At 20.1% G+C, this 26,372-nt stretch carries 20 protein-coding genes and 2 tRNA genes; 13 read left to right on the top strand and 9 right to left on the bottom strand.

All coding sequences use genetic code 11. From position 1 onward, the window contains the following. Nucleotides 1–11: 11 nt before the first annotated feature. The 4 genes from GJT84_RS01025 to GJT84_RS01040 all read right to left on the bottom strand — a co-directional run bounded on the left by GJT84_RS01025 (nt 12) and on the right by GJT84_RS01040 (nt 3,303). Nucleotides 12–938 carry a branched-chain amino acid transaminase gene (locus tag GJT84_RS01025; protein WP_168867096.1) on the bottom strand — a complete coding sequence of 309 codons (927 nt, stop codon included), beginning with the start codon at nt 936–938 and terminating at the stop codon, nt 12–14. Between the two features lie 49 nt (nt 939–987). Next, complete coding sequence (gene ilvM, locus GJT84_RS01030; protein ID WP_168867097.1) at nt 988–1,218, bottom strand: acetolactate synthase 2 small subunit; 231 nt, start codon at nt 1,216–1,218, stop codon at nt 988–990. Next, nucleotides 1,215–2,885 carry an acetolactate synthase 2 catalytic subunit gene (ilvG, locus tag GJT84_RS01035; protein WP_168867098.1) on the bottom strand — a complete coding sequence of 557 codons (1,671 nt, stop codon included), beginning with the start codon at nt 2,883–2,885 and terminating at the stop codon, nt 1,215–1,217. The genes ilvM and ilvG overlap by 4 nt, the downstream gene beginning before the upstream one ends. Nucleotides 2,886–3,229: 344 nt before the next feature. Next, a tRNA-Trp gene (locus GJT84_RS01040) sits at nt 3,230–3,303 on the bottom strand. Nucleotides 3,304–3,493: 190 nt separating this feature from the next. Between GJT84_RS01040 and purH the strand changes: the two genes are divergently transcribed. From purH to tpiA, 3 genes are all read left to right on the top strand, one after another. Continuing rightward, nucleotides 3,494–5,080, top strand: coding sequence for a bifunctional phosphoribosylaminoimidazolecarboxamide formyltransferase/IMP cyclohydrolase (gene purH, locus GJT84_RS01045; protein ID WP_168867099.1), 1,587 nt, complete (start codon nt 3,494–3,496; stop codon nt 5,078–5,080). Between the two features lie 129 nt (nt 5,081–5,209). Next, on the top strand, nt 5,210–5,965 hold the full coding sequence (locus GJT84_RS01050; RefSeq protein WP_168867100.1) for an FAD-binding oxidoreductase: 756 nt from the start codon (nt 5,210–5,212) through the stop codon (nt 5,963–5,965). Between the two features lie 36 nt (nt 5,966–6,001). Further along, nucleotides 6,002–6,781: a triose-phosphate isomerase gene (gene tpiA / locus GJT84_RS01055; protein ID WP_168867357.1), complete on the top strand. Its 780-nt coding sequence runs from the start codon at nt 6,002–6,004 to the stop codon at nt 6,779–6,781. On the opposite strand, the gene lysS is transcribed toward tpiA, so the two are convergent. From lysS to GJT84_RS01075, 4 genes are all read right to left on the bottom strand, one after another. Beyond that, on the bottom strand, nt 6,771–8,297 hold the full coding sequence (gene lysS / locus GJT84_RS01060) for a lysine--tRNA ligase (protein ID WP_168867101.1): 1,527 nt from the start codon (nt 8,295–8,297) through the stop codon (nt 6,771–6,773). The two genes, tpiA and lysS, sit on opposite strands and share 11 nt — an antisense overlap. 20 nt (nt 8,298–8,317) lie before the next feature. Further along, nucleotides 8,318–9,419 (bottom strand): peptide chain release factor 2 gene (gene prfB, locus GJT84_RS01065; RefSeq protein WP_343033627.1). Its coding sequence is split into 2 segments (ribosomal slippage): nt 8,318–9,343 and nt 9,345–9,419, totalling 1,101 coding nucleotides; the frame shifts between segments, so codons are not numbered across the junction. Between the two features lie 167 nt (nt 9,420–9,586). Next, a tRNA-Ile gene (locus GJT84_RS01070) sits at nt 9,587–9,659 on the bottom strand. Nucleotides 9,660–9,730: 71 nt separating this feature from the next. Further along, nucleotides 9,731–11,209: a Do family serine endopeptidase gene (locus GJT84_RS01075; RefSeq protein ID WP_168867103.1), complete on the bottom strand. Its 1,479-nt coding sequence runs from the start codon at nt 11,207–11,209 to the stop codon at nt 9,731–9,733. 282 nt (nt 11,210–11,491) lie between these two features. Between GJT84_RS01075 and rpiA the strand changes: the two genes are divergently transcribed. From rpiA to corA, 4 genes are all read left to right on the top strand, one after another. Then, complete coding sequence (gene rpiA, locus GJT84_RS01080) at nt 11,492–12,166, top strand: ribose-5-phosphate isomerase RpiA (RefSeq protein ID WP_168867104.1); 675 nt, start codon at nt 11,492–11,494, stop codon at nt 12,164–12,166. Between the two features lie 114 nt (nt 12,167–12,280). Then, the gene (dapF, locus tag GJT84_RS01085; protein WP_168867358.1) at nt 12,281–13,105 is read left to right on the top strand and encodes a diaminopimelate epimerase; all 825 of its coding nucleotides are present in this window, start codon (nt 12,281–12,283) and stop codon (nt 13,103–13,105) included. A gap of 59 nt (nt 13,106–13,164) precedes the next feature. Further along, complete coding sequence (locus GJT84_RS01090; RefSeq protein WP_168867105.1) at nt 13,165–15,345, top strand: UvrD-helicase domain-containing protein; 2,181 nt, start codon at nt 13,165–13,167, stop codon at nt 15,343–15,345. 137 nt (nt 15,346–15,482) lie between these two features. Next, nucleotides 15,483–16,430 carry a magnesium/cobalt transporter CorA gene (corA, locus tag GJT84_RS01095; RefSeq protein ID WP_168867359.1) on the top strand — a complete coding sequence of 316 codons (948 nt, stop codon included), beginning with the start codon at nt 15,483–15,485 and terminating at the stop codon, nt 16,428–16,430. Between the two features lie 485 nt (nt 16,431–16,915). Here the strand turns inward: corA and GJT84_RS01100 are convergent, their stop codons facing one another. Beyond that, nucleotides 16,916–18,358, bottom strand: coding sequence for an amino acid permease (locus GJT84_RS01100; protein WP_168867106.1), 1,443 nt, complete (start codon nt 18,356–18,358; stop codon nt 16,916–16,918). A 304-nt stretch (nt 18,359–18,662) separates the two neighbouring features. Between GJT84_RS01100 and GJT84_RS01105 the strand changes: the two genes are divergently transcribed. The 6 genes from GJT84_RS01105 to GJT84_RS02495 form a co-directional block, all read left to right on the top strand. Continuing rightward, nucleotides 18,663–21,371, top strand: coding sequence for a 2-oxoglutarate dehydrogenase E1 component (locus GJT84_RS01105; RefSeq protein WP_168867107.1), 2,709 nt, complete (start codon nt 18,663–18,665; stop codon nt 21,369–21,371). 35 nt (nt 21,372–21,406) lie between these two features. Beyond that, nucleotides 21,407–22,588 carry a 2-oxoglutarate dehydrogenase complex dihydrolipoyllysine-residue succinyltransferase gene (odhB, locus tag GJT84_RS01110; protein ID WP_168867108.1) on the top strand — a complete coding sequence of 394 codons (1,182 nt, stop codon included), beginning with the start codon at nt 21,407–21,409 and terminating at the stop codon, nt 22,586–22,588. Between the two features lie 186 nt (nt 22,589–22,774). After that, nucleotides 22,775–24,337 carry a cytochrome ubiquinol oxidase subunit I gene (locus GJT84_RS01115; RefSeq protein ID WP_168867109.1) on the top strand — a complete coding sequence of 521 codons (1,563 nt, stop codon included), beginning with the start codon at nt 22,775–22,777 and terminating at the stop codon, nt 24,335–24,337. A gap of 45 nt (nt 24,338–24,382) precedes the next feature. Next, complete coding sequence (gene cydB / locus GJT84_RS01120) at nt 24,383–25,525, top strand: cytochrome d ubiquinol oxidase subunit II (protein ID WP_168867110.1); 1,143 nt, start codon at nt 24,383–24,385, stop codon at nt 25,523–25,525. A gap of 16 nt (nt 25,526–25,541) precedes the next feature. Then, nucleotides 25,542–25,643: a cytochrome bd-I oxidase subunit CydX gene (gene cydX / locus GJT84_RS01125; protein WP_425483711.1), complete on the top strand. Its 102-nt coding sequence runs from the start codon at nt 25,542–25,544 to the stop codon at nt 25,641–25,643. Between the two features lie 298 nt (nt 25,644–25,941). Next, nucleotides 25,942–26,372 (top strand): ATP-binding protein (locus tag GJT84_RS02495; RefSeq protein WP_246208502.1); only part of this gene is annotated, 431 nt, incomplete at its 3' end.

The following is a 26,372-nucleotide window of genomic DNA, read 5'->3' on the forward strand; positions in this document are numbered from 1 at the left end:
TGAATTATTATTTAATAAATATAATCTAACCAATTCCATTTATCTTTTATTACACCATCAAATAAATTAAAAAACTCTTGTTGAATTATTTGTGTAATTTTACCTCTTTTTCCATAACCAATTTTAATACCATCTATACTTCTTACTGGAGTAATTTCTGCAGCAGTTCCTGTCATAAATATTTCATCAGCTAAGTATAATGATTCTCTTAATATTAAAGATTCTTTAGTTTTAATTCCAATTTTTTTAGCTATTTTTAAAACTGAGTCTCTAGTTATACCTGGTAATATTGAAGAATTTAAAGGTGGAGTAAATAAAATATTATTTTTTATTTTAAATATATTTTCTCCTGCTCCTTCTGATACAAATCCTAAACTATCTAATGATATACCTTCATGATATCCGTTACGTCTTGCTTCACTACCAATAAGATAAGAAGATAAATAATTACCTCCAGCTTTTGCTATACTAGGAATAGTATTTGGTCTTATTTTATTCCATGATGATATCATAGTATCAATACCGTCAATCATAGCTTTTTTACCAAGATAATTTCCCCATGAAAAAGAACTAATCATTACATCTGTATAATATTTTTCAGGAGGATTAACTCCTAATCCAACATCTCCTATAAATATTAAAATTCTTATATAAGCTTCTTCTAATTTATTATATTTAAGTATAATACGTACTGCATTCATTAAATCTTGCATTGTAAATTTTAATGGGAAACGATAAATTTTTGCAGAATTATATAAGCGTTCAATATGATCTTTATGACGAAAGATAGCGGGACCTTTATATGACTTATAGCATCTTATTCCTTCAAAAACAGAAGTTCCATAATGTAATGCATGTGTCATTACACTTATTGTTGCATTTTCCCATTTAACTATATCTCCATTAAACCAAATAAAATCTGCTTTTTTCGTTTTCATTATGATATTTCCTTATTTAATCAAATTAGCAGTATTATTATGACATTCATTAGATTACTTTAATATCAAATACATCTATTAATTTATAAAGTTGTTTTACAAGAAATTCTATAGGTTTTGTACTTTCTACAATCATTTCAATAATTATATTTCCTATTTCTATAATTGTATTAGCCTTCATAAAACAAACTTTAAATCCTCTATGACGAATAATACGTAAAATACGTTCCATAATTTCAGGACTAATATATGTATGAATATGTATTTTATACTGATTCATTCAATTCCCTCTATCATATTTTCATTACTATAACCAGGAGGAACTAATGGCCAAACATTATCACATTCATTTATAGAAACATGTAATATATATGATTTTTTTTCATTAAACATATTTTGTAAACTTAAATCTATTTGATTAATATTATTTATACTTTCTCCAGATATTCCAAAAGCCCTAGCCAATAATAAAAAATTAGGATTATCCCATAATATTGTTTCACTATATCTCTTAGAGAAAAATAATTGTTGCCATTGTTTAACCATACCTAATCTTTTATTATCTAATAATATAATTTTTATAGGTAAGTTTTTCCTTTTAATTGTACTTAATTCTTGAATATTCATCATAAATGATCCATCTCCTGTAATACATATTACTGTATCATTTGGACGTCCTATTTGTGCTCCAATAGCTGCAGGTAAACCAAAACCCATAGTTCCTAAACCACTAGAAGTAATAAAATTTTTTGGAGAAGAAAAACTAACATGTTGTGCAGTCCACATTTGATGTTGTCCTACATCTGTAGTAATAATAGTATTATTATTTTTAAGATCTGATAATCTTTTTAAAAGAATCGGTGCATAAATTTTATTTTTATTCAAACTATTAATTTTATAATTCCAAGAATATTTTATTTTAATTTTTTTTATATAATTTTGCCATAAAAAAATATTATTTGGTTTTATTAATAATGGAATTATATAATTTAAATTTCCTAATAAATTAAAATCTGTTTGACATATTTTATTAATTTCAGATGAATCTATATCTAAATGAATAATATATGCATTAGGAGCAAATTTTTTTGGATCACCTGTAACACGATCATCAAATCTTGCACCAATAGCTATTAGTAAATCACATTTTTGTACAGCATAATTTGCTGCTTTATTACCATGCATTCCTAACATGCCAAGATAATAAGGATATTTATTATTTACAGTACCTAAACCTTTTAATGTTACTACTATAGGTATTTGAGTTTTATTAATAAAATTTTTTAATGTAAGAGTAGCATTACCCATACCAACACCACCACCTATATATAATATAGGCATATTCGATTTTTTTAAAAAATTATTAATTTTATCTATATTTTTTTTTGAAATACTTATTTTTTTTTCTAAATTTTTTAAATGAAATTTAGTTTTTATTATTTTAGAAATATTACTAGATAATTGTATATCTTTTGGTATATCTATTAAAACAGGTCCAGGTCTATTAGATAATGCTATTAAAAAAGCTTTATTAAAAATATCATTTATTGATTCTATTGAATTTATTAAAAAACTATGTTTTGTACATGATAAAGACATACCTATAATATCAATTTCTTGAAAAGCATCTGTTCCAATTAATGAAGAAGATACTTGTCCTGTTATAGCTATAATAGGTATAGAATCTACCATAGCATCTGCAATTCCCGTAATTAAATTAGTTGCTCCAGGACCTGATGTAGCTAAACAAACTCCTATATTACCAGTAGATCTTGCATAACCTATAGCAGCAATAGCAGCTGCTTGTTCATGTCTACATAATATATGTTCAATTTCTCCTTTATATAATGCATCATAAAGTGGCATAATAGCTCCACCAGGATGTCCAAATACTATTTTTACTTTTTGTTTTTTTAATGCTTGAATTATACATTCTGCTCCATTCATACTCATTATTACCTCTTATATTTATAAAAAAATATATGTATAATTCAATATTAATTTTTAGTTAATATTTATACAAAACTCCCGAGATTAAATATGTGGGGTTTAATTTTGATATTATTAAATTATTTTAATAATTATGAAATAAATTAATATTTATTATTTTTATATTATTTAGTAATAAAATTACATTTAAATAGAATTTAAATATAACTTTAAATTTTTAATAAATATTAAATAATAATTTTATTAAATATTATTTTTAATAAAAACTTTACTTTAAGTCAAATTAAAATTTAATTTTTTTAATAAATAAATTATTAATTATTCATATATAATTAATAATTCAGGGGTGGAGGGATTTGAACCCCCAACTATCGGTTTTGGAGACCGATGCTCTACCAGTTTGAACTACACCCCTTAGAATTTATTAAATTAATATATTAATAGATTTAATATATGGAAGTAATTAATAATATATTATTAATTATGATGATTCAATATAAAAAATATAAATAGTTATTTAAAATAATTTTATTTGACAATTTATTTAATAAATATAATCATAAATAATTATAATTATTCAAATATTATTACAAAATAATAAAATTATGACAAAAAAAAATAATAAATATGCATTAATTAGTGTTTCAAATAAATCTAATATTCTTTTTTTATCTCAAAAATTAATAGAATATAATTATAATTTAATATCTACAAAAGGAACGTATCTTTTTTTAAAATCTCAAGGATTTAATAATATAATTGAAATATCAGAATATCTTAATTATTCTAAACTAATGGATGAAAAAGTAAAAACCTTACATCCTAAATTATATAGGGGAATATTAAGTGATAGAAGTATTAATGATATTATTTTTATGCATATAAATAATATTAAACTTATTGATATAGTAGTAATTAATTTTTATCCTTTTAAACAAAGTTCTATACAAAAAAAAATAAACGACAATATTATTTCTAGTAATATTGATATTGGAGGACCATGTATTGTTCGAGCAGCAGCTAAAAATTATAAACATGTTACAGTAGTAATTGATAATAAAGATTATTTATTAATTATTAATGAATTAAAAAAAAATAATAGTATACTACTAGATACTAGAATTAAATTAGCACAAAAAGCTTTTAATTATGTTTCATTATATGATAAAAAAATATCAGAATATTTTAATATAAAAGAGCAAGAGATAAAATCTTTTAAAAATAATGAAAAAAATTTTATTTTTCCTAATAAAATAACATTAAATTTATTTAAAAAAGAAGATTTAAGATATGGTGAAAATCATCATCAAAAAAGTGCTTTATATTATACAAATGATAATAAATATGTAAAAAATAATAATTTTAAACAAATACAAGGTAAAAAACTTTCATATAATAATATTATTGATGCTAATGTTGCTTTAGAATGTGTTCAAGAATTTTCAAATCCATCTTGTGTTATTATTAAACATGCTAATCCATGTGGGGTTTCAAGTAGTCATACACTTAAAGAAGCATATATTAATGCATATAATACTGATCCAATTTCATATTTTGGTAGTGTAATAGCTTTTAATAAACAATTAAATTTAGAAACTGTAAATGTTATTTTAAAAAATAATTTTATTGAATTAATCATAATTCCATCAATTACTAATGAAGCTAAAATTTTAATTTCTAAAAAAAATAATATACGTATATTACTATATAATTTTAATAGTAAAATATTATTTGAAATGAAATGTGTTAGTAATGGTATACTTATACAAAATACTAATTTAAATTATATTAATAAAAATAATATTAATATTGTTAGTAAAAGAATACCTAAAAACAATGAAATAGAAGATATTATTTTTGGATGGAAAATAGTAAAATTTGTTAAATCGAATGCTATTATTTATTGTAAAAATAATATGACTTTAGGTATAGGAGCAGGACAAATGAGTAGAATTGATTCTGTAAAATTAGCTATTACTAAAGCTAAAGAGAGAAAATTTAATTTACAAGGATCATCAATGATTTCTGATGCATTTTTTCCTTTTAGAGATAGTATTGATTTTATTTCAAATTTAGGTATAAAATGTATTATTCAACCAGGAGGATCTTTAAGAGATCAAGAAATTATTGATGCTGTTAATCAACATAATTTATCTATGGTATTTACTAATATACGTTCTTTTCGTCATTAAATATTAGTTTTATTATGGTTTAATAAAATTATTTAATTAATTTAAAATTTTAATTTGTAAATTAAATAATTTAAATTATAATATAAATAGATTTTAATGATTTTTAAAATAATATTTAAGGTTTAAAACATGACTGATTGGGTTATAGGAAAAATAAAAAAAATAAATTATTGGACGAAAAATTTATTTTCTATTATTTTAAATGCAAAAGTAAATCATTTTATTCCAGGTCAATTTACAAAATTATCTTTAATTATAGATGGAAAACGAATACATAGAGCATATTCTTATATAAATTCTCCTGAAAATATTAATCATGAATTTTATATAAAAAATATAGAAACAAAAGGTCATTTAACACCTTATTTATATAAGTTAAATAATAATGATGAAATTATGATTTCTAAAAATGCTTCAGGAATTTTTACTATTAATAATATTAATTCTTGTAAAAATTTATGGATGATATCTACTGGAACAGGTATTGGACCATATTTATCAATATTACAAAATGGAAGTTATTTAGAAAAATTTAAAAATATTATTTTAATACATGCTGTAAAATATATAACAGATCTTAGTTATATTAATTTAATAGATAAGCTTAAAATTAAATTTCAAAATAAATTAATTATTCAAATTATTACTAGTAGAGAAAAAAAACAAAATCATTTATTATTAAAAGGACATATTCCTGAATTGATTAAAAATGGTGTTTTAGAAAAAAAGATAGGTATTATTATTAATAAAAATAATAGTCATATAATGTTATGTGGTAATCCTCAAATGGTTTATGATACACAAAAATTATTAGAGGAAAATTATGGTTTGTCTAAAAATTTAAAAAATAAGAAAGGAAATATTACTGTTGAAAAATATTGGTAATATTCATATTAAATGAAGAAAAAAAAAATAATAAATATTAAACCATTTTTCATTATTGGTAATTGGAAACTTAATGGTAATACTATATTTGTAAAAAATTATATAAATAAAATAAAAAATTTTTTAAATAAAAAAAAATTAAATTATTGTAAAATATCTATTGCACCTTCTTATACTTATTTATATTTATCTAATATTTATTTAAATAATACTAAAATTGCCCTAACAGCACAAAATGTAGATATTAATCTTTCTGGATCTTTTACAGGTGAAATATCAATAAATATGTTAAAAGATATAGGAGTAAAATATGTTATTATTGGTCATTCAGAAAGAAGAATTTTTCATAAAGAAACTAACGAATATATATCTAAAAAATTTCATATAATTAAATCTAATGATTTAATACCAATTTTATGTATAGGAGAAACTAAATTAGAAAAAGATATGAATCAAACAAAAGATATTTGTGCAAAACAGATAGATGTCATACTAAATGATCAAGGAGTTCAAGCTTTTAATAATACAATTATAGCTTACGAACCTATTTGGGCTATTGGTTCAGGTAAATCAGCTAATCCAATAGAAGTTCAAAATATTCATAAATTTATTAGAGACTATATTGCTCAAAAAGATTTAAATATATCTAAAAATATTATTATACAATATGGAGGATCAATTAATGAAAATAATATAGATATGTTTATTAAACAAAAAGATATAAATGGTTTTTTAATAGGAAAAGCTTCTTTAACAGCAGAAAATTTTATATCTATCGTTAAAAAAGCTGAAAAAATTATAAGTTCTATTCATTAGGTCTTAAAGTAGGAAATAAAATTACATCTCTAATAGATTGAGAATTTGTAAATAACATTACTAATCTATCTATTCCAATACCTAATCCTGCAGTTGGTGGTAATCCATGTTCTAATGCTTCTATATAATCTTTATCATAAAAATGATGTTGTGTGTTATTATTGTCTTCATTTTTAAGAATCATTTGTTGTTTAAATCTTATTTTTTGATCTTCAGGATCATTTAATTCAGAAAAACCATTAGCTATTTCCATACCACATACAAAAAATTCAAATCTATCAGTTATAGAAATATCTAATTCATTTCTACGTGCTAATGGTGATATTTCAGTAGGATATTCTGTAATAAATGTAGGTGTAATTAATTTATTTATTATTTTTTCTTCGAATATAGAAGAAATTATTTTACCTATACTCCAATTATAATTAATTTTAACTTTTAACATATTACTTATATCTATTAATTTATTAAAGTTATTAAGATCTCTATAATTAATATTAGGATAATAGTAAATTATAGATTCTTTCATAGTTAATTTATTAAATGGTTTACTAAGATTAAATTCATTATTATTAAAAAATAATTGATTAGACTTTAATATTTTTTGACCTATATACAATAACATTTTTTCAAAAAATATTATTAAATCATTATAATTAGCATATGCTATATATAATTCCATCATTGTAAATTCAGGATTATGTTGTGTAGAAATACCTTCATTACGAAAATTTCTATTAATTTCAAAAATTTTATTAAATCCTCCAATAATTAATCTTTTTAAATATAATTCTGGAGCTATACGTAGATACATATTACGATTAAAAGTATTATGATGAGTTATAAATGGTCTAGCTGTTGCCCCTCCAGGAATAATTTGCATCATTGGTGTTTCTACTTCAATAAAATTCATTTTATTCATAAAATTACGTATAGTAAATATTATTTTTGATCTTTGTTCAAAAATTTTTTTTGATTTATCATTTACAATAAGATCTAAATATCTCTTTCTATATTTAATTTCTTGATTTTTTAAACCATGAAATTTATTAGGTAATGGTCGAATAGATTTTGTTAATAAATAACATTTATTAGAATATATTGATAAAATTCCAGTTTTAGTTTTAAAAACATTACCAATAATACCTATTATATCTCCAAGATCATATTGATGTATAATTTTTTTATATTCTTTTAAAGATAAACTATCAGCAGATAAATATATTTGGATATATCCTTTTTCATCTTTTATTTTAATAAAAGATGCTTTACCCATAATACGAAAATTAATAATACGCCCAGCAATATGACATACTAAATTTTTATCTAAAATAGAATTAATATTATTAAATTTTTTATATAAAACATCAGATGTAATATTAATTTTAAAATTATTAGGAAATGCATTATTATTTTTTCTTAATTCTGTTAATTTTTTTATACGTGATGTTCTTTCATTATTAATTACTTTAATAAAATTATTATTTTTAATATGTTTGTTTTTGTTTTCAGACATAATAAATATTTTCCTATGTGTTATAATCCTATTTTTAAACTAGCTTTAATAAATATATCTATATTACCGTCTAAAACAGATTGAACATTATTAGTTTCTACTCCTGTACGTATATCTTTAATTCTAGAATTATCTAATATATAAGATCTTATTTGGTAACCCCAACTTATATCTAATTTACTATTTTCTATTTTTTGTTTTTCTATATTTTTCTTTTTAAAATCTAATTCATATAATTTTTTTTCTAATTGTTTCATAGCTTGATTTTTATTTTTATGTTGAGATCTATTATTTTGACATTGAGTTACTATTCCTGTAGGTATATGAGTAATTCTTACAGCTGATTCTGTACGGTTAACATGTTGTCCTCCTGCACCAGAAGATCTATACACATCAATTCGTAAATCATCTGCTTTTATTATTATATTAGAATTATAATTATTTATTTCAGGATATATAAATGTTGAACTAAATGAAGTATGACGTCTTCCATATGTATTAAAAGGACTCTTTCTTACTAAACGATGTATACCACTTTCTGTTCGTAACCAACCAAAAGCATAATTTCCTATTATTTTTATCGTTGCTGATTTTATACCTACTTTTTCTCCTGGAGATTTTTCTATTATATATATTTTAAATTTTTTATTTTCAGCCCATTTTAAATACATTCTCATAATCATTTGTGCCCAATCTTGAGATTCAATACCTCCTGATCCTGCTTTTATATCAATAAAACAATTCTTATTATCATTTTTTTTAATAAAAATTTTTTGAAATTCTAATTCATCTAATTTATTTTTTAAAATATATAATGTTTGAACAGATTCTTGTAATATATCATTATCATTAGAATCAATAGCTAACTTAATTAATTCATCAATATCTACTATTTCTTGATTAATCATATTTAAAGTAAATAAAATATTTTCTATATAAAATTTTTCTTTACTTAATTTTTGTCCATAACTAATATCATTCCAAATATCTAAATTTTTAAATTGATTATTAATTTTTAATAATTTTTTTTTTAATTCTGAATAATCAAAGAAACCTCCTAATAAAATTATTTTTTTCTTTAATTTTATATAAACTATTTTTTATTAAATTAATTTCAAACATAATAAATAATTTTCCTTAAAATAAATTAAAATAAAAATTTTATAATTTAATATAAAATTAATCCTTAAAATTAATTTTTAATAAAAATTTTAATTTTAAATTTAAAAATAAATTATATCAAAGAAAATAAATGATAAGGAAAAAAATTTTAATTAACATAAATTATATGGCCCTTGTTGGATTTGAACCAACGACCTAACGATTATGAGTCGCTTGCTCTAACCACTGAGCTAAAGGGCCAAATATTAATTATATTAGTAAATAATTAATATTATTGCAATAATATATTTAAATAAATTATTTAAATAACATTATTCAGATAATTTTGTTAATAAATACATATTAGTATTTTCTCTTAAAATATGTATTAAAATAATTGATGGTTTTTTATTAGTAATTTTTTTTACATCTTTTATTGTATGAACTGGAATTTTATTAATATCTAATATAATATCATCAGGTTCTAAACCCATATCATCAGCTCTAGAATCTTCGGTTACATCTATAACTTTAACATATCTTTTTGTTCTTGATTTTTGTTTTCTTTTACTTCCTTTATTTACTACTACTACATCTTGTAATTGAGCACCTTCTATTCCAACATAATGTTGAGATGAAGTTAAACTATCTGGATCTTCTTGTAAAATAAGCATTATATTTTTTATTTTACCGTTACGTATAACAGTAAGTTTTATTTTAGTACCAACAGATAATACACTTATTCGTGATCTTAATTCATAAAAACTATCAAATTTTTTATTATTCATTGCAAGTATTATATCACCTGCTTTAATTCCACCATTATATGCAGTAGAATTTTTTAAAACATTACTAACAAAAGTTCCTCCTTTTATATTTTTAGTAGGAGCTTTCATGATATTAGCTAATGTTTTATTAATGCCTATACCTACAATACCAAAATAAACATGTCTTATTCTACCAAACTTAATTATTTCATGACTTAAACTAGCAACTGCATTACTAGGAATAGCAAAACCTACTCCTACATTTCCTCCATCAGGAGATAAAATAGCAGTGTTAAGGCCAATTAATTCACCATTTAAATTTATTAATGCACCACCAGAATTACCACGATTCATAGCAGCATCTGTTTGAATAAAATTTTCGTAAGTACTTGTACTAACTCCACCACGTCCTAAACCAGAGATAATACCTGTTGTTACAGTATTTCCTAATCCAAAAGGGTTACCTATTGCAATAGTATAATCTCCAATTTTTAATTTGTCAGAATTAGCTATTTTAAAAGCAACAAGATTTTTAGCATGATTGATTTTAATTAATGCTACATCTATTTTAGGATCTGAACCTATTACAAAACCTTCATAATAACTACCATCATTTAATTCAACTTCTATTTTTTTAGCGTTTTCTATAACATGATTATTAGTTAGAATATATCCATTTTTAGCATCTATTATAACTCCAGATGCTAATGAACGAAATTTAGTTTCTAAATTAGCATCAGCATCACTACCTGATGGACAAAGTGGTGTATCTCTAAATATAGATTCTTCTTGACAAAATTCAGGATGATCTCCCATTAATTCTTGTAATTGAGGAGGTAAAGTAAAATTATTTATCATATTACTACCATCTACTGTTATGCTTACAACAGAAGGCATTGCTTTATCTAATATTTTAGATAAACTAGGTAATTTTTGATCAAATAATTGATGAGGTGGTAATGATTTTGCATGAATTTTTACTAAAGATTGTGTTGAAATAATAATACAAAATATAAAATATACAATTAATTTTAATTTTTTCATTCTATTGTCTCATCATAAAATTCAATAGTTTTCTTCATATTTATATAAATATAAAGAAAAAAGATAGTTAAAAATTAATAACTTTATATATAAGAATAATATAAAATGATATATATAAAATTTTTTTCAAATAATATAAATTATTAAATACTTTTAAAATACGTTTTTTAATATATAAGTATAAATTATAAATTTTATTTTTTTAAGATTAAAAATTTTTACAAATTTATATACTTAATATAATATGTAGAATACTCTTATATTTGGTAATAATAAATACATATGTTAGATAAATTTAAAAAAATTGCTGCTCAAGCTGCTATAAATTATATAAATAATAAGAATATTAATATTGTTGGTATTGGAACAGGTACTACAATAAAATATTTTATAAATATGTTATCTGATATTAAAAATAACATTAATGGTTTTGTTTCTACTTCTATTTCATCTACAATTGAATTAAAAAAATATGATTTTCATATTTATGATAGTAACGAAGTAGATTCAATTGATATATATTTTGATAGTGCTGATGAAATTAATAACAAAATGGAAATGATAAAAGGTGGAGGAGCTGCATTAACAAATGAAAAAATAGTTTCTAGTATTGCTAATAAATTTATATGTATTGTAGATCAATCTAAACATGTAAACATTTTGGGTAAAAAATATCCTTTGCCTATTGAAGTTATACCTATTGCTAAATCATATGTTTTTAAAGAATTATCTAAATTAGGAGGTTATCCAAAACATAGAAAAGGAATTATTACAGAACATGGAAATATAATATTAGATATATATAATTTAAATATTAGTAAACCAAAAAAATTAGAAAAATATATTAATTCTATTACTGGAGTAGTAACAGTCGGTTTATTTGCTAATAGATGTGCTGATATAGTTATAACAGGAAATTATGATTATACTGTATCAATTATAAATAATACAAAATAATTAGTAAAAATGAATAATATTTTAAATAATATTATTAAAAAATTAATTTATTAATTAATATATTCATATTAATTAAATTTAAAATATCTACTTAAAATATAATATATCATGAAAATAAAATTTTCTAAAATGCATGCTTTAAGTAACGATTTTGTTGTTATTAATAACATAAAACAAAATCATTATTTAGATAAAAATATTATTAAAAAATTATCAAATAGATATACAAGTATAGGATTTGATCAATTATTATTAATAGAATTATCAAATAATAAAAATATTGATTTTCATTATCGTATATTTAATTCAGATGGAAATGAAGTTAATCAATGTGGTAATGGAGCAAGATGTTTTGCTAAATATGTAAATATTAAAAAATTAACTTTAAAAAAAAATATATGTATTAGTACTAATACTAATATTATATATTTAAAAATTTTGGAAAATAATAAAGTTTGTGTAAATATGGGTATCCCTTTATTTGATCCTAAATCTCTACCTTTTTTAGGAAAATTAAAGAATAATAATTATTCATTATTTTTTAATAAAAAAATTATTAAATTTGATATTGTTTCTTTAGGTAATCCTCATTGTATTATTCAAGTAAATAATATATTTACTACCCCTGTAAAATTAATAGGTTCTTTTATCCAAAATCATAAATTATTTCCTAATAAAGTAAATGTAGGTTTTATGGAATATATTAATTCTAATAATATTAAATTACGTGTTTTTGAACGTGGTGTAGGTGAAACTAATGCTTGTGGTACAGGAGCTTGTGCTGCTGTAGCTGTAGGTATAAATAAAAAATTATTATCTAATAAAGTGAAAGTTAATTTAATAGGTGGATCTTTAAATATAAAATGGAAAGGTGATAATAGTAATATATTTATGAAAGGTGATGCTCACTATATTTATGATGGAGAAATAGATTTATAATAATATAATTATATAAAATTAATTTTAAAAACTTTTATTATAATGGTATATAAAAATAAATGCATATTATAAAATTATTAAATAATTTAAATGATAAACAAAAAAAAGTTGTATCTTCAATTCGTAAAAATTTATTAGTATTAGCAGGAGCAGGAAGTGGAAAAACACTTGTATTAGTTCGTAGAATAGCATGGTTAATATCAATAGAACATTGTTCACCAAAATCTATTTTAGCTATGACTTTTACTAATAAAGCTGCTAAAGAAATTAAAATGAGAGTATCAAAATTTATTAATAATAAAAAACAGCAAGATATTTGGATAGGAACTTTTCATAGTTTTGCTTATTATTTACTTAGAATACACTATTTAGAAGCAAAATTACCTAAAAATTTTCAAATAATAGATAACGAAGATCAAAAACGTTTAATAAAACGTATTATTAATATAATGAATTTAAATATAAATGAACAAAAATATTCAATTAATTATATTATTAAATTTATTAATCAAATTAAAAATAATTGCTTAAAATATAATAAAAATAATAGAATTAATATTCTAATTTATCAAATATATGATAAATATCAAAATTTATGTAAAATTAATGGTGTTGTAGATTTTAATGAATTAATATTTAAATTATATAATTTATTTTTATATAATAAAAATATATTAAAAATATATCAGAAACGTTTTCAAAATATTTTAATTGATGAATTTCAAGATACTAATAGTATACAATATAATTGTATTTATTTATTATATAAAAAAAATCATAAAGCAAAAGTTACTATAGTAGGAGATGATGATCAATCTATTTATGGTTGGAGAGGTGCAAAAATAGAAAATATTAATCTTTTTTTAAAAGATTTTCATAATGTTGAAACTATTTTATTAGAACAAAATTATCGTTCAACTAGTAATATTCTTAATGCAGCAAATAAATTAATATCCAATAATAATTCTACTAGATTAGAAAAAAATTTATGGACTAATACTAATAATGGAAAATTAATATCAATATATTTTGCATTAAATGAATTTGATGAAGCTGAATATATTATACATTATATAAAAAATAATTTAATAAAAAAAAATATACAATTAAATGATTGTGTAGTTTTATATAGAAATAATTCTCAATCACGAATTATAGAAGAAAATATGTTAAAACATAATATTCCATATAAAATAACTGGAGGACTAAGATTTTGTGAAAGACAAGAAATAAAAAATACATTATCATATTTAAGATTAATATCTAATTATAATGATGATAGTTCTTTTGAAAGAATTATTAATATTCCAAAAAGAGGTATTGGAATTATTACCATAAATATTATAAAATCTATAGCAAAAAAATTTCATTTTTCATTATGGAAAGCAAGTAATTTTATTATTAATGAAAAAAAAAATTATTTAAATAAAATAACATATAAAGCATTAAAAAAATTTATTTATTTAATAATAATGTTAAAAGAAAATACTATTAATTATACATTACCAATAAAAATTGAAGAAATTATGAAATCTTCAGGATTATGGAATTTATATTTACAAAATAATTATGAACAAAATAATACTAGAATAAATAATTTAAAAGAATTAATTAATGCAGCAGTTCATTTTATGAAATTTAAAAATATTAATAATAATGATAGCATAAATAAAAATAATGATTTAATAGAATTTTTATCTCAAACTATATTAGAATATGAAAATAAAAACGAACAAGAAGAAGATAAAAATAATAATTTTATACAAATGATGACTATTCATGCTTCTAAAGGATTAGAATTTTCTCAAGTTTTTATTATTGGTATGGAAGAAGGTATTTTCCCAAGTAAAGCATCATTAAATAATAATGAATATCTTTATGAAGAAAGACGTTTAGCATATGTAGGAATTACGAGAGCTAAAAAAAAATTAATATTAACTTATGCAAAACAACGTTATTTTTATGGAAAAGAAATTAATTCATTACCATCTAGATTTATAGATGAATTACCATATAATTGTATTAAAAAAATTAATTATTTAGAATATAAAAAAAATCTCACAAATATTATTAATAATAAAAATTATTATTTAGGACAAGTAATTTATCATAATACCTTTGGTAAAGGAATTATTTTAAAAATTGAACAAATAAATAATACTAAAAAAATAAAAATATTATTTGATAATATAGGTATTAAATGGATAATGTCTAATTATATTCAATTATATAATCAATAATCTTATTATAAAATTAATAAAATATTTAAACATAAATATATAATGCTTTAATAGAATAATCTAAAAAATTTTATATTTTTTATAATTTTTAATTATAATAAAAATATTTTTTATTCCTTATTATGGGAGTAAATGTAATGCTAAGTGTTTTTAAAGTATATAAAAGTCGTTTAACACGCTTAGAATTAAATAATAGCGATTTTTCAGATTCCATCTGGATTGATTTAATTAAACCTGATAATAATGAAAGAAAGAAAATATATTTTTTTCTAGGACAAAATTTAGCTACTAGACCTGAATTAGAAGATATAGAAGCATCAGCAAGATTTTTTGAAAATGAAGAAGGATTACATATTCATTCATTCTTTTTTTATGAAGATATGGATGATCATGCAGGAATTTCAACAGTAGCATTTACTATTAAAAATGGACGTTTATATACATTAAGAGAACGTGAATTACCTGCTTTTCGTTTATATAGAATGCGGACTCGTAATCAAAAATTAGCAGATGGCAATCCTTATGAATTATTACTGGATTTATTTGAAACAAAAATAGAACAATTAGCAGATGAAATTGAAAATATATATAGTGATTTAGAACATTTAAGTAGAATAATTATGAAAGGACATCAAGATGATAAATTTGATAATGCTCTTTCAACTTTAGCAGAATTAGAAGATATTGGATGGAAAGTTAGATTATGTTTAATGGATACACAAAGAGCATTAAATTTTTTAATGAGAAAAACAAGATTACCTAATAACCAAATGGAACAAGCGAGAGAAATTCAAAGAGATATTGAATCATTATTACCACATAATGAATCTTTATTTCAAAAAGTTAATTTTTTAATGCAAGCAGCTATGGGATTTATTAATATAGAACAAAATCGTATTATAAAAATTTTTTCATTAGTTTCTGTAATATTTTTACCACCAACTTTAGTTGCTTCAAGTTATGGTATGAACTTTTCTTTTATTCCTGAATTAAAATGGAAATATGGTTATCCATATGCATTAATATTAATGATATTAGCTGGTTTAGCTCCTTATTTTTATTTTAAAAAAAAAAAATGGTTATAATAAAATATTTTTATTTATGTTATTAAATAATTTTTATATATAAAAAATTATTTTTTTAATTATTTTAAATGTATTGAATAAATAATTATGAATAAATGATTATCTATTTACTTTTAATTATTTATTTATTTTAAAAATATTGAATAAAAACATGTTTTTTATTTGTAAAAAAATACTGATTAAACTTTAAATAATTATTAGTTATATAAAATATAGGGTTAATAATTATTATTATATATATATTATATTTTAGTTATTAATTTTAGATAATTAAATTATTATTTATATTTAAATAAAAATATTTAATATTTTAATATCAAATCTTAAATTTTAAGAAAAATATAATAAAAAATTATTATTATTAATTTTAAAAATTTTAAAATTTAAAAAATTAATTTTAATTAAATTAACATAGGAGAAATAAATTTAATTTAACCTATGTTAATTTTTTTATTATAATAAGTAAATTATTAAAAATTTATATTTTATTTATTTTTTTTCTTTTCATAATCTTTTACGTTTTTTTTAATTTTTAACCATCCTATACATAATGTAATTATTATTACAGGTATTAATATTATTAAATATATATAATTAGGATATTTAAAAAACATTGAAATAGTTACAAGAAAAAGAAAACATAAAGTTAACCATGAAGTAAATGGAGCACCTGGCATTCTAAAATTAATTTTTTTAATTTTACCTTCATTAATAGCTTTTCTTAGTTTCATTTGACAAAGAATAATAAAAGTCCATGTAGAAACAATTCCTAAAGAAGAAATACTTATCATATTTTCAAATATTTTATAAGAAAATTTATAATTTAAATATATTCCTAATATATAACATATAAGTGTGATAATTATACCAACATAAGGAATTTTATTATTATTCATTTTAGCCATTATTTTAGGAGCACATTTTCTAATGGCTAAAGATCTTAAAATTCTACCTGTAGAATACAGTCCTGAATTTAAACTAGAAAAAGCTGCACTTAAAACAATAAAATTCATTATTCCACTTATATATTTTAAACCCATTTTATTAAAAAATGTAATAAAAGGACTTTCATAAGCTTGATATTCATTCCATGGCATTAACAGAATTAATAATAATATTGATCCTACGTAAAAAATAATAATTCTAAAAATAATATTATTAATGGCTTTAGGTAAGATTTTTTTAGGATTTTTACATTCTTCTGAAGCTGTACCAATTAATTCTATAGAAGCAAAAGAAAATATTACACCTTGAATTAAAGAGATTGATGAAAAAAAACCATTAGGAAATATATTATAATTTCCTTTTAATATAAAATTATATCCATTATTTTGCATATCATAATGATTATAAAATATTATTGAACCAATTATAAGAAAGAGTATAATTGCTATAACTTTTATTATGGAAAACCAGAATTCCATTTCAGCAAACCATTTAACTCCTATAATATTTATAGTTCCAATAATTATTACTGTAATTAAAGCTATTGACCATTGTGGTAAAAAATGAAATATATTCCAATAATACATATAAATTGTTATAGCTGTTATATCAATAATACCAGTTATTATCCAATTCATAAAATACATCCAACCACATATATATGCTGCTTTATTACCTAAAAATTCTGAAGTATAAGATACAAAACTTCCACTAGAAGGTCTATATAATAATAATTCTCCTAATGCTCTCATAATAAAAAAACAAAAAAGACCACATAATAAATATATTATAATTAATCCTATTCCCATATTATGTATTCTGTATCCTGTTCCTAAAAAAAAACCAGATCCGATAGCACCACCAAGTGAAATCATTTGTATATGACGATTAGTCATTACTTGATTATATTTAGATTTTCGATTATTTAAATTATGCCTATTAACATCTATTTTTTTTTTAATATCCTTTTTATTTTTTATCATTATTTATTCCTAATTTAATTTTATATTTATAATTAATTGGAAAATATAGAATAATAAAATATTTTGATTAATTTAAAATGTAAAAAAATAATATAATTATATTAAATATAAATTTTTTATATAAAATAAAATAATTATATATGATATTATCAATTTATAAAAATTAATAATTTCGTAAAATATCATAAATTACAAATAATTTTATTTACAATACTATTATAAATAAAATTAAATAATATTTTTATATATAAAAATTATTTTTAATAAATAAAATGTTTATGAAATATATATTTCAGGATATCAAATGAATAATTATAATAGGAGTCTTACAAAAAATTTTTTAGATACAAATATTTCTTACATAGAAGAATTATATCAAAAATTTTTAACAGATCCTTATTCTATAGATGAATCTTGGAGAAATTTTTTTCAAATATTTATAAATAATTTAAATAGTAATCAAACAGATTATTTTAATCAAAAAAATATTAATAATAACTATAAAAATGATTTATATTTTATAGAAAAAATAAATCAATTAATTAATAATTTCAGATTGTTAGGTCATTATTATGCTAATATAAATCCTTTACAACTTCACAAAAAAAAATTAAGTAATATTTTTAATATAGAAAATTATGGATTTAATAATGAAAATTTAAATAAAAAATTTAAAATAAATAATTTTTTTAAAAAAATGTCAATAATTGATATTTATTATTTTTTTAAAAATATATATTGTAGTTCTATTGGCATAGAATATATGCATATATATTTTCATGAAAGAATTTGGATTCAAAATAAAATAGAACTAATAAAAAAAAATTTTTATGATAATGAAAAAAAAATATTTTTAGAAGAATTAATTACATCAACAATATTTGAAAAATTTATAAGTAAAAAATTTCCAGGAGCAAAAAGATTTTCTTTAGAAGGATGTGATGTTTTAATTCCAATGTTAAAAGAAATAATCCGTTATTCAAGTAATAATGAAAATAATATAACAGAAATAATATTAGGTATGGCTCATAGAGGAAGATTAAATGTTTTAATTAATATTATGGGTAAAAAAATTAAAGATATTATGAATGAATTTTCTAATATTATTACAAGTAAAAATTATATAGATGATGTAAAATATCATGTAGGATATAATTGTAGTATAAAGATAAAAAATAGAATAATAAAATTACAATTAGCATTTAACCCATCACATTTAGAAGTAATTAATTCTATTGTAATGGGCATAACGAGAGCAAAAAATGATTGTTTAAAAGAGAATAATCAAAATAATAAAATATTACCTATTAATATACATGGTGATTCTTCTATTATAGGACAAGGAGTAGTACAAGAAGTTTTAAATATGTCTAATACTAGAGGATATAGTGTTAATGGAACAATTCATATTATTATTAATAATCAAATAGGATTTACAACTTCAAATATTAAAGATACTAGATCTAGTTATTATTGTAGTGATATAGCTAAAATGATTCAGTCTCCTGTATTTCATGTAAATGCTGATAATATAGAAGATGTAATATTTATATCTCGTATAGCTATTGATTTTAGAAATACATTTAATAGAGATGTTTTTATAGATTTAGTTTCTTATAGAAGATATGGACATCATGAATCTGATGATCCTTATATAACACAACCAATAATGTATTATAAAATTAAAAATCATTTAATAGCCCAAGAATTATATTCTTCTAAATTAATTTTAGATAAAATAATAGATAAAAATGATTATTTAAATTTAATAACAAAATATTATAATTTACTTAATAAAGGTGATTATATAATAAAAACTAATCTAATTAAAAATCATCAAAATAAATTAAATAACCAAAAAATTATTAATAAAAAATATTTAAAAAATTTATTAATTAAAATTAGTACTATTCCTAAAAATTTTAATGCACATCCTAGAATAAAAAAAATTTTTTTAGATAGAATAAATACAGTAAATACAAAAATTAACTGGGGAACAGCAGAAAATTTAGCATATGCTAATATTATAAATAATGGAATTTCATGTCGTTTAACTGGACAAGATGTAAAAAGAGGTACTTTTTCACATAGACATGCTGTTATATATGACCAATTAAATGGAAATTCTTACTATCCTTTAAAAAATATTAAAAAAAAACAAGGAACATTTTATATTTATAATTCTATTTTATCAGAAGAAGCTATTTTAGGATTCGAATATGGTTATTCTATAACTAATTCAAATACATTAACAATTTGGGAAAGTCAATTTGGAGATTTTTCTAATGGAGCACAAATTATTATAGATCAATTTATTAGTTCAGGTGAAAAAAAATGGAATTATAAATCAGGTTTAATAATAATGTTACCTCATGGTTATGATGGTCAAGGTCCTGAACATTCTTCTGCTAGAATAGAAAGATATCTACAATTAAGTGCAGAAAATAATATAAAGATTTGTATACCATCTAACGCTTCACAAATATATCATTTACTATATGAACAAGCATTTAATATAGATAAAAAACCACTTATTATTATTTCTGCAAAATCTCTTTTAAGATATGATTTAGCTACATCAACTTTAGATGATTTAATAAATAAAAAATTTTTTTCTGTTATAGATGATAATAAAATTAATATAAATATTAAACGTATTATTTTTTGTTCAGGAAAAATATATTATGATTTATTAAATTATAGAAATAATATAGAAGAATGTAATATATTAATTATTAGAATTGAACAATTATATCCATTTCCATTAAAAAATTTAAATAAGATTTTTAAAAAATATAAAATAATTAATAATATTTTTTGGTGTCAAGAAGAACCTATGAATCAAGGAGCTTGGAATTATATTCAATATAATTTTCAAAAAAATTTTTCCTGTACAATTAATTATATAGGTAGAACTGAATCTGCTTCTTCAGCTACAGGTCATTTATCTATACATAAACAAGAACAACAAAAAATATTATACTCAGCATTTGATATTAAAAAAACTTTATAAAAAATAAAATTTTATAAAAAATTAGGATAAATTTAATGAATATAATTAATATTATTGTCCCAGAATTACCAGAATCAGTTAATAATGCTATTATAATTAAATGGCATAAAAAACCAGGAGATAAAATATATCTTGATGATATTCTTGTAGAATTAGAAACAGATAAAGTGGTATTAGAAATACCTGCTACTAATAACGGTGTGTTAAATAGTATTTTAATTAACAATGGTAATATTGTACAATCTCAACAAATAATAGGTACGATAAATTTAAAAAAAAATTTAGATCAAAATATTAAATTAAACTTTATAGATAATAAAAAAAAAAAATTAAAAGAAAAAATAAGTAATTTAAATATAGAAAAAATTACAAATAAAACTATTAATGATTTTAGTCCATCTATTCGTAGAAAAATACAAAAAAATAATATTACTATAGAACAAATAAATAATTTTAATAATTCAAAAATAAACGAAATAAAAAATTTTAAAAAAAAAGAAGAAAATATTTCATTAATTAATAATTATAAACGTGTTAAAATGACACAGATCAGAAAACATATTGCTAAAAGATTAATGGAATCAAAAAATAATTCTGTAATGTTAACTACCTTTAATGAAGTTAATATGCAAAAAATTCTTCATATAAAACAAAAATATGGTGAACTATTTAAACAAAAATATAAAATTAAATTAGGTTTAACATCTTTTCATGTTAAAGCTGTTTCTCAAGCTCTTAAATCTTTTCCTAAGCTTAATGCATTTATAGATGGAGAAGATATCATTTATAATAAAATATATAATATTAATATTGCATTATCAACAGAAAGAGGATTATTAGCTCCTATTATAAAAAATACTAATAATTTATCTTTAATTGATATTGAAAAAAAAATAAAGGAATTAGTTACTAAAGGAAATACAAATAAATTATCTATTGATGATTTATCTAGTGGTAATTTTACTATTACTAATGGGGGTGTTTTTGGTTCTCTTATGTCTACACCTATTATAAATCCTCCTCAAAGTGCTATATTAGGAATACATGCAATTAATAATAGACCATTTGTATTAAATAATAAAATTAGTATTGTTCCTATAATGTATTTAGCATTATCATACAATCATTGTTTAATAGATGGAAAAGATTCAATAAAATTTTTATTTTTAATAAAACAATTATTAGAAGATCCATTTCGTTTATTATTAAATATTTAAATTAATAATATTATTATATATTTTAAATATATATTTTGAAAATAAATAATAATATTAAATAAATAAAAAATTAATTATAATATATTATATAATTTTTAATTTAATTTAAGATAATATAAAAAATATTTTAAATAAATAATTTTATTATATAAAAAATAATATTAAATCAGTAGTTAAGGATTAATAATGTTAAATGTTATTGAATTATCAAGATTACAATTTGCAATAACAGCAATGTATCATTTTATATTTGTTCCTTTAACATTAGGTATGTCTTTTTTATTAGCTATAATGGAAACTTTATATGTTTTATCAGGAAATATAATATACAAAGACATGACACAATTTTGGGGAAAATTATTTGGTATAAATTTTGCTTTAGGAGTAGCTACTGGATTAACAATGGAATTCCAATTTGGAACTAATTGGTCATATTATTCACATTACGTCGGAGATATTTTTGGTGCTCCATTAGCAATTGAAGGATTGATGGCTTTTTTTCTTGAATCAACATTTGTTGGTTTATTTTTTTTAGGATGGAATCGTTTAAATAAAATTCAACATATGATTGTAACATGGTTAGTAGCAATTGGTTCTAATTTTTCTGCTCTATGGATTCTTATAGCTAATGCATGGATGCAAAATCCAATAGCTTCTCATTTTAATTATAAAAATATGAGAATGGAAATGGATAATTTTTGGGATTTAATTTTTAATCCTGTAGCACAAGTAAAATTTGTACATACTGTTTCAGCAGGATATACAACAGCAGCAATATTTATAATTGGTATTAGTTCTTATTATTTTTTAAAAAAAAGAGATATTATATTTGCAAAAAAATCAATAATTATTGCTTCTAGTTTTGGTTTAGCTTCTATTTTTTCTGTAGTAGTTCTTGGTGATGAATCAGGTTATCAATTAGGAGAAGTACAAAAAACTAAACTTGCTGCTATTGAAGCAGAATGGGAAACACAAAAACCACCAGCATCATTTACTATTATAGGTTTTCCTAACCAGGAATCTCAATTAAATAAATATTCAATAGAAATTCCTTATGTATTAGGTTTAATAGCTACAAGGTCTACAAATATTCCTATAATAGGAATTAAAGATTTAATTAAAAATCATGAATTAAAAATTACTAATGGTTTAAAAGCATTAATTATACTAGAAAAAATACAAAACGGTAAAGCTAATAATAACAATATAAATTATTTTAATAAAGTTAAAGAAGATTTAGGATATGGTTTTTTAGTAAAACAATATACTAATGATATAAATCATGTCAATATTAATCAAATTAAAAAAATTGCTATAAATACTATACCATCAGTATTTCCTTTATTTTTTGCTTTTCGAATTATGGTTCTTTCTAGTGTTATTTTATTAATTACTATTATTTTAGTATTTATTAATATATTAAACAATAAATTAATAAATAAGATATATTTATTAAAATTTTGTCTATATATAATTCCATTACCTTGGATTGCATCTGAGTCAGGATGGTTTATTTCTGAATATGGTAGACAACCATGGGCAATAGGTGAAATATTACCTACATTTATGGCTGGTTCATCAATTAAAATGATTGATGTTTTATTTTCTACTATTACTATTTTTATTTTTTATACAATATTATTATTAATTGAGTTATATTTAATGTTTAAAATAGCTCGTATTGGTCCTAGTAACTTAAATACAGGAAAATATTATTTTGAAAAAAAAGATTTTTCTAATAAATTATAATTTTTATATAAATAAATTTATATATACTATATAAGGTTATTTTAAATGTTAGATTATGATATTTTACGTATAATTTGGTGGTTTTTAATTGGAATTTTAGTTATTGGTTTTCTTATTACTGATGGTTTAGATATGGGAGTAGGAATTTTACTATTTATAATAGGTAAAAATAATATTGAAAGAAGAATTATGATAAATAGTATTGCTCCTCATTGGGATGGTAATCAAGTGTGGTTAATTACAGTAGGAGGAGCATTATTTGCAGCTTGGCCTATTGTTTATGCTACACTTTTTTCTAATTTTTATATACCAATGATAATAATGTTATTATCTTTATTTTTACGTCCAGTAGGATTTGAATATCGTTCTAAAATAAAAGATAATAAATGGCAAAAAATATGTGATATATTAATTTCTATAGGTAGTATTATTCCTCCTATAATAATAGGATTAGCTATGGGTAATTTATTAAAAGGTATTCCTTTTTATATTGATAAATATTTTCGCATCCATTCTGAATTAAATTTTTTAAATTTATTTAATAAATTTAGTATAATGATTAGTATCACTAGTTTTATTATGTTTATTAATCAAGCATCTACTTATTTACAATTTAGAATAAATGATAAATATATTAGTTATAGAACTAATATTATTACGCAAATATCATCAATAATGTTGATTATTTTTTTTATATTATCTTTTATTAATACTATTTTTTATATTAAAGGATATAAAGTAAATACATTAATAGAAAATAATTTTAATAATATTATTAATAAAAAAGAAATTTTATATTCATATGGTTTTTGGTTTTCTAATTTCCAAAAACATTATTATTTGTTAATAATACCATTATTATGTTTAATATTACCAATTTTTACAATAATATTTTCACGATATAAAAAAAAATTAATGACATTTATTTGTTCTTCATTAACAATTATATTTATAGTATGTACTATAGGTATCACAATGTTTCCTTTAATTATACCTTCTAATATTATGCCATCTCATAGTCTTACTATGTGGAATGCTACATCAAGCAAACTTACATTAAGTATAATGTTATATGCAGCTATTATTTTTATTCCTATTATTTTAAGTTATACTTTTTGGTGTTATAAAAAAATGTTTTTTTCTCTTACTAGAGAAGAAATTAAAAATAATACAAATAATTATTATTAAATCAAATTTAATTAAAATGGCAATGAATATGTGGTATTTTACATGGTTTATAGGTGTTTTATTAGCATGTTTTTTTAGTATAATAATTGCTTTAACTATAGAATATAAAGAGAAATAAATAATAAAATTTTATTTATTAACGTATATAACATACTGAATATTATTAAGAAACTTAATAATTATAATTAAATATTAATTTAATTTTAAATTTATTATAAGATGATTTTTTATATATAATAATATGTTATTATTCAAACATATATTTAATATTATTTATAATATATTAATAAAAATAATCTTTAATAAATTTATTAATAATAAAAAATAAATATTGACTTATATAATATATATTAAATATTTAATTTAATAAAATATTTATTTTATAATATATTCAAATAAAATATTTTAAATAAAGAATGAATAATTTAAATAAATATAACGCTGATGCTATTGAAGTATTAGAAGGATTAGATCCTGTTAGACGTAGACCAGGAATGTATACAGATCTTACTAGACCTAATCATTTAGGTCAAGAAGTTATTGATAATAGTGTAGATGAAGCATTGTCTGGTTATGCAAAAAATATTGAAGTAATTTTATATAAAGATCAATCATTAGAAATTATTGATGATGGTAGGGGTATGCCTGTTGATATACATCCTCAAGAAAAAATTCCTGCTATTGAACTTATTTTATGTCGTTTACATGCAGGAAGCAAATTTTCTAATAAAAATTATAATTTTTCTGGTGGATTGCATGGAGTTGGAATTTCTGTAGTAAATGCATTATCCAAAAAAATGAAAGTTACTATATTTCGTCATGGTAAAATTTATACTATAATTTTTGA

It is taken from the genome of Enterobacteriaceae endosymbiont of Plateumaris sericea (genome assembly GCF_012562605.1).
Taxonomy (GTDB): domain Bacteria; phylum Pseudomonadota; class Gammaproteobacteria; order Enterobacterales; family Enterobacteriaceae.

Coding starts and splice junctions, on each gene's coding strand:
- GJT84_RS01105 (WP_168867107.1), top strand. CDS start 18,663: ATGAATAATTATAATAGGAGTCTTACAAAAAATTTTTTAGATACAAAT.
- lysS (WP_168867101.1), bottom strand. CDS start 8,297: ATGTCTGAAAACAAAAACAAACATATTAAAAATAATAATTTTATTAAA.
- purH (WP_168867099.1), top strand. CDS start 3,494: ATGACAAAAAAAAATAATAAATATGCATTAATTAGTGTTTCAAATAAA.
- corA (WP_168867359.1), top strand. CDS start 15,483: ATGCTAAGTGTTTTTAAAGTATATAAAAGTCGTTTAACACGCTTAGAA.
- ilvM (WP_168867097.1), bottom strand. CDS start 1,218: ATGAATCAGTATAAAATACATATTCATACATATATTAGTCCTGAAATT.
- cydX (WP_425483711.1), top strand. CDS start 25,542: ATGGCAATGAATATGTGGTATTTTACATGGTTTATAGGTGTTTTATTA.
- rpiA (WP_168867104.1), top strand. CDS start 11,492: ATGTTAGATAAATTTAAAAAAATTGCTGCTCAAGCTGCTATAAATTAT.
- GJT84_RS01050 (WP_168867100.1), top strand. CDS start 5,210: ATGACTGATTGGGTTATAGGAAAAATAAAAAAAATAAATTATTGGACG.
- ilvG (WP_168867098.1), bottom strand. CDS start 2,885: ATGAATGGAGCAGAATGTATAATTCAAGCATTAAAAAAACAAAAAGTA.
- GJT84_RS01075 (WP_168867103.1), bottom strand. CDS start 11,209: ATGAAAAAATTAAAATTAATTGTATATTTTATATTTTGTATTATTATT.
- GJT84_RS01100 (WP_168867106.1), bottom strand. CDS start 18,358: ATGATAAAAAATAAAAAGGATATTAAAAAAAAAATAGATGTTAATAGG.
- GJT84_RS01025 (WP_168867096.1), bottom strand. CDS start 938: ATGAAAACGAAAAAAGCAGATTTTATTTGGTTTAATGGAGATATAGTT.
- GJT84_RS01115 (WP_168867109.1), top strand. CDS start 22,775: ATGTTAAATGTTATTGAATTATCAAGATTACAATTTGCAATAACAGCA.
- GJT84_RS01090 (WP_168867105.1), top strand. CDS start 13,165: ATGCATATTATAAAATTATTAAATAATTTAAATGATAAACAAAAAAAA.
- odhB (WP_168867108.1), top strand. CDS start 21,407: ATGAATATAATTAATATTATTGTCCCAGAATTACCAGAATCAGTTAAT.
- cydB (WP_168867110.1), top strand. CDS start 24,383: ATGTTAGATTATGATATTTTACGTATAATTTGGTGGTTTTTAATTGGA.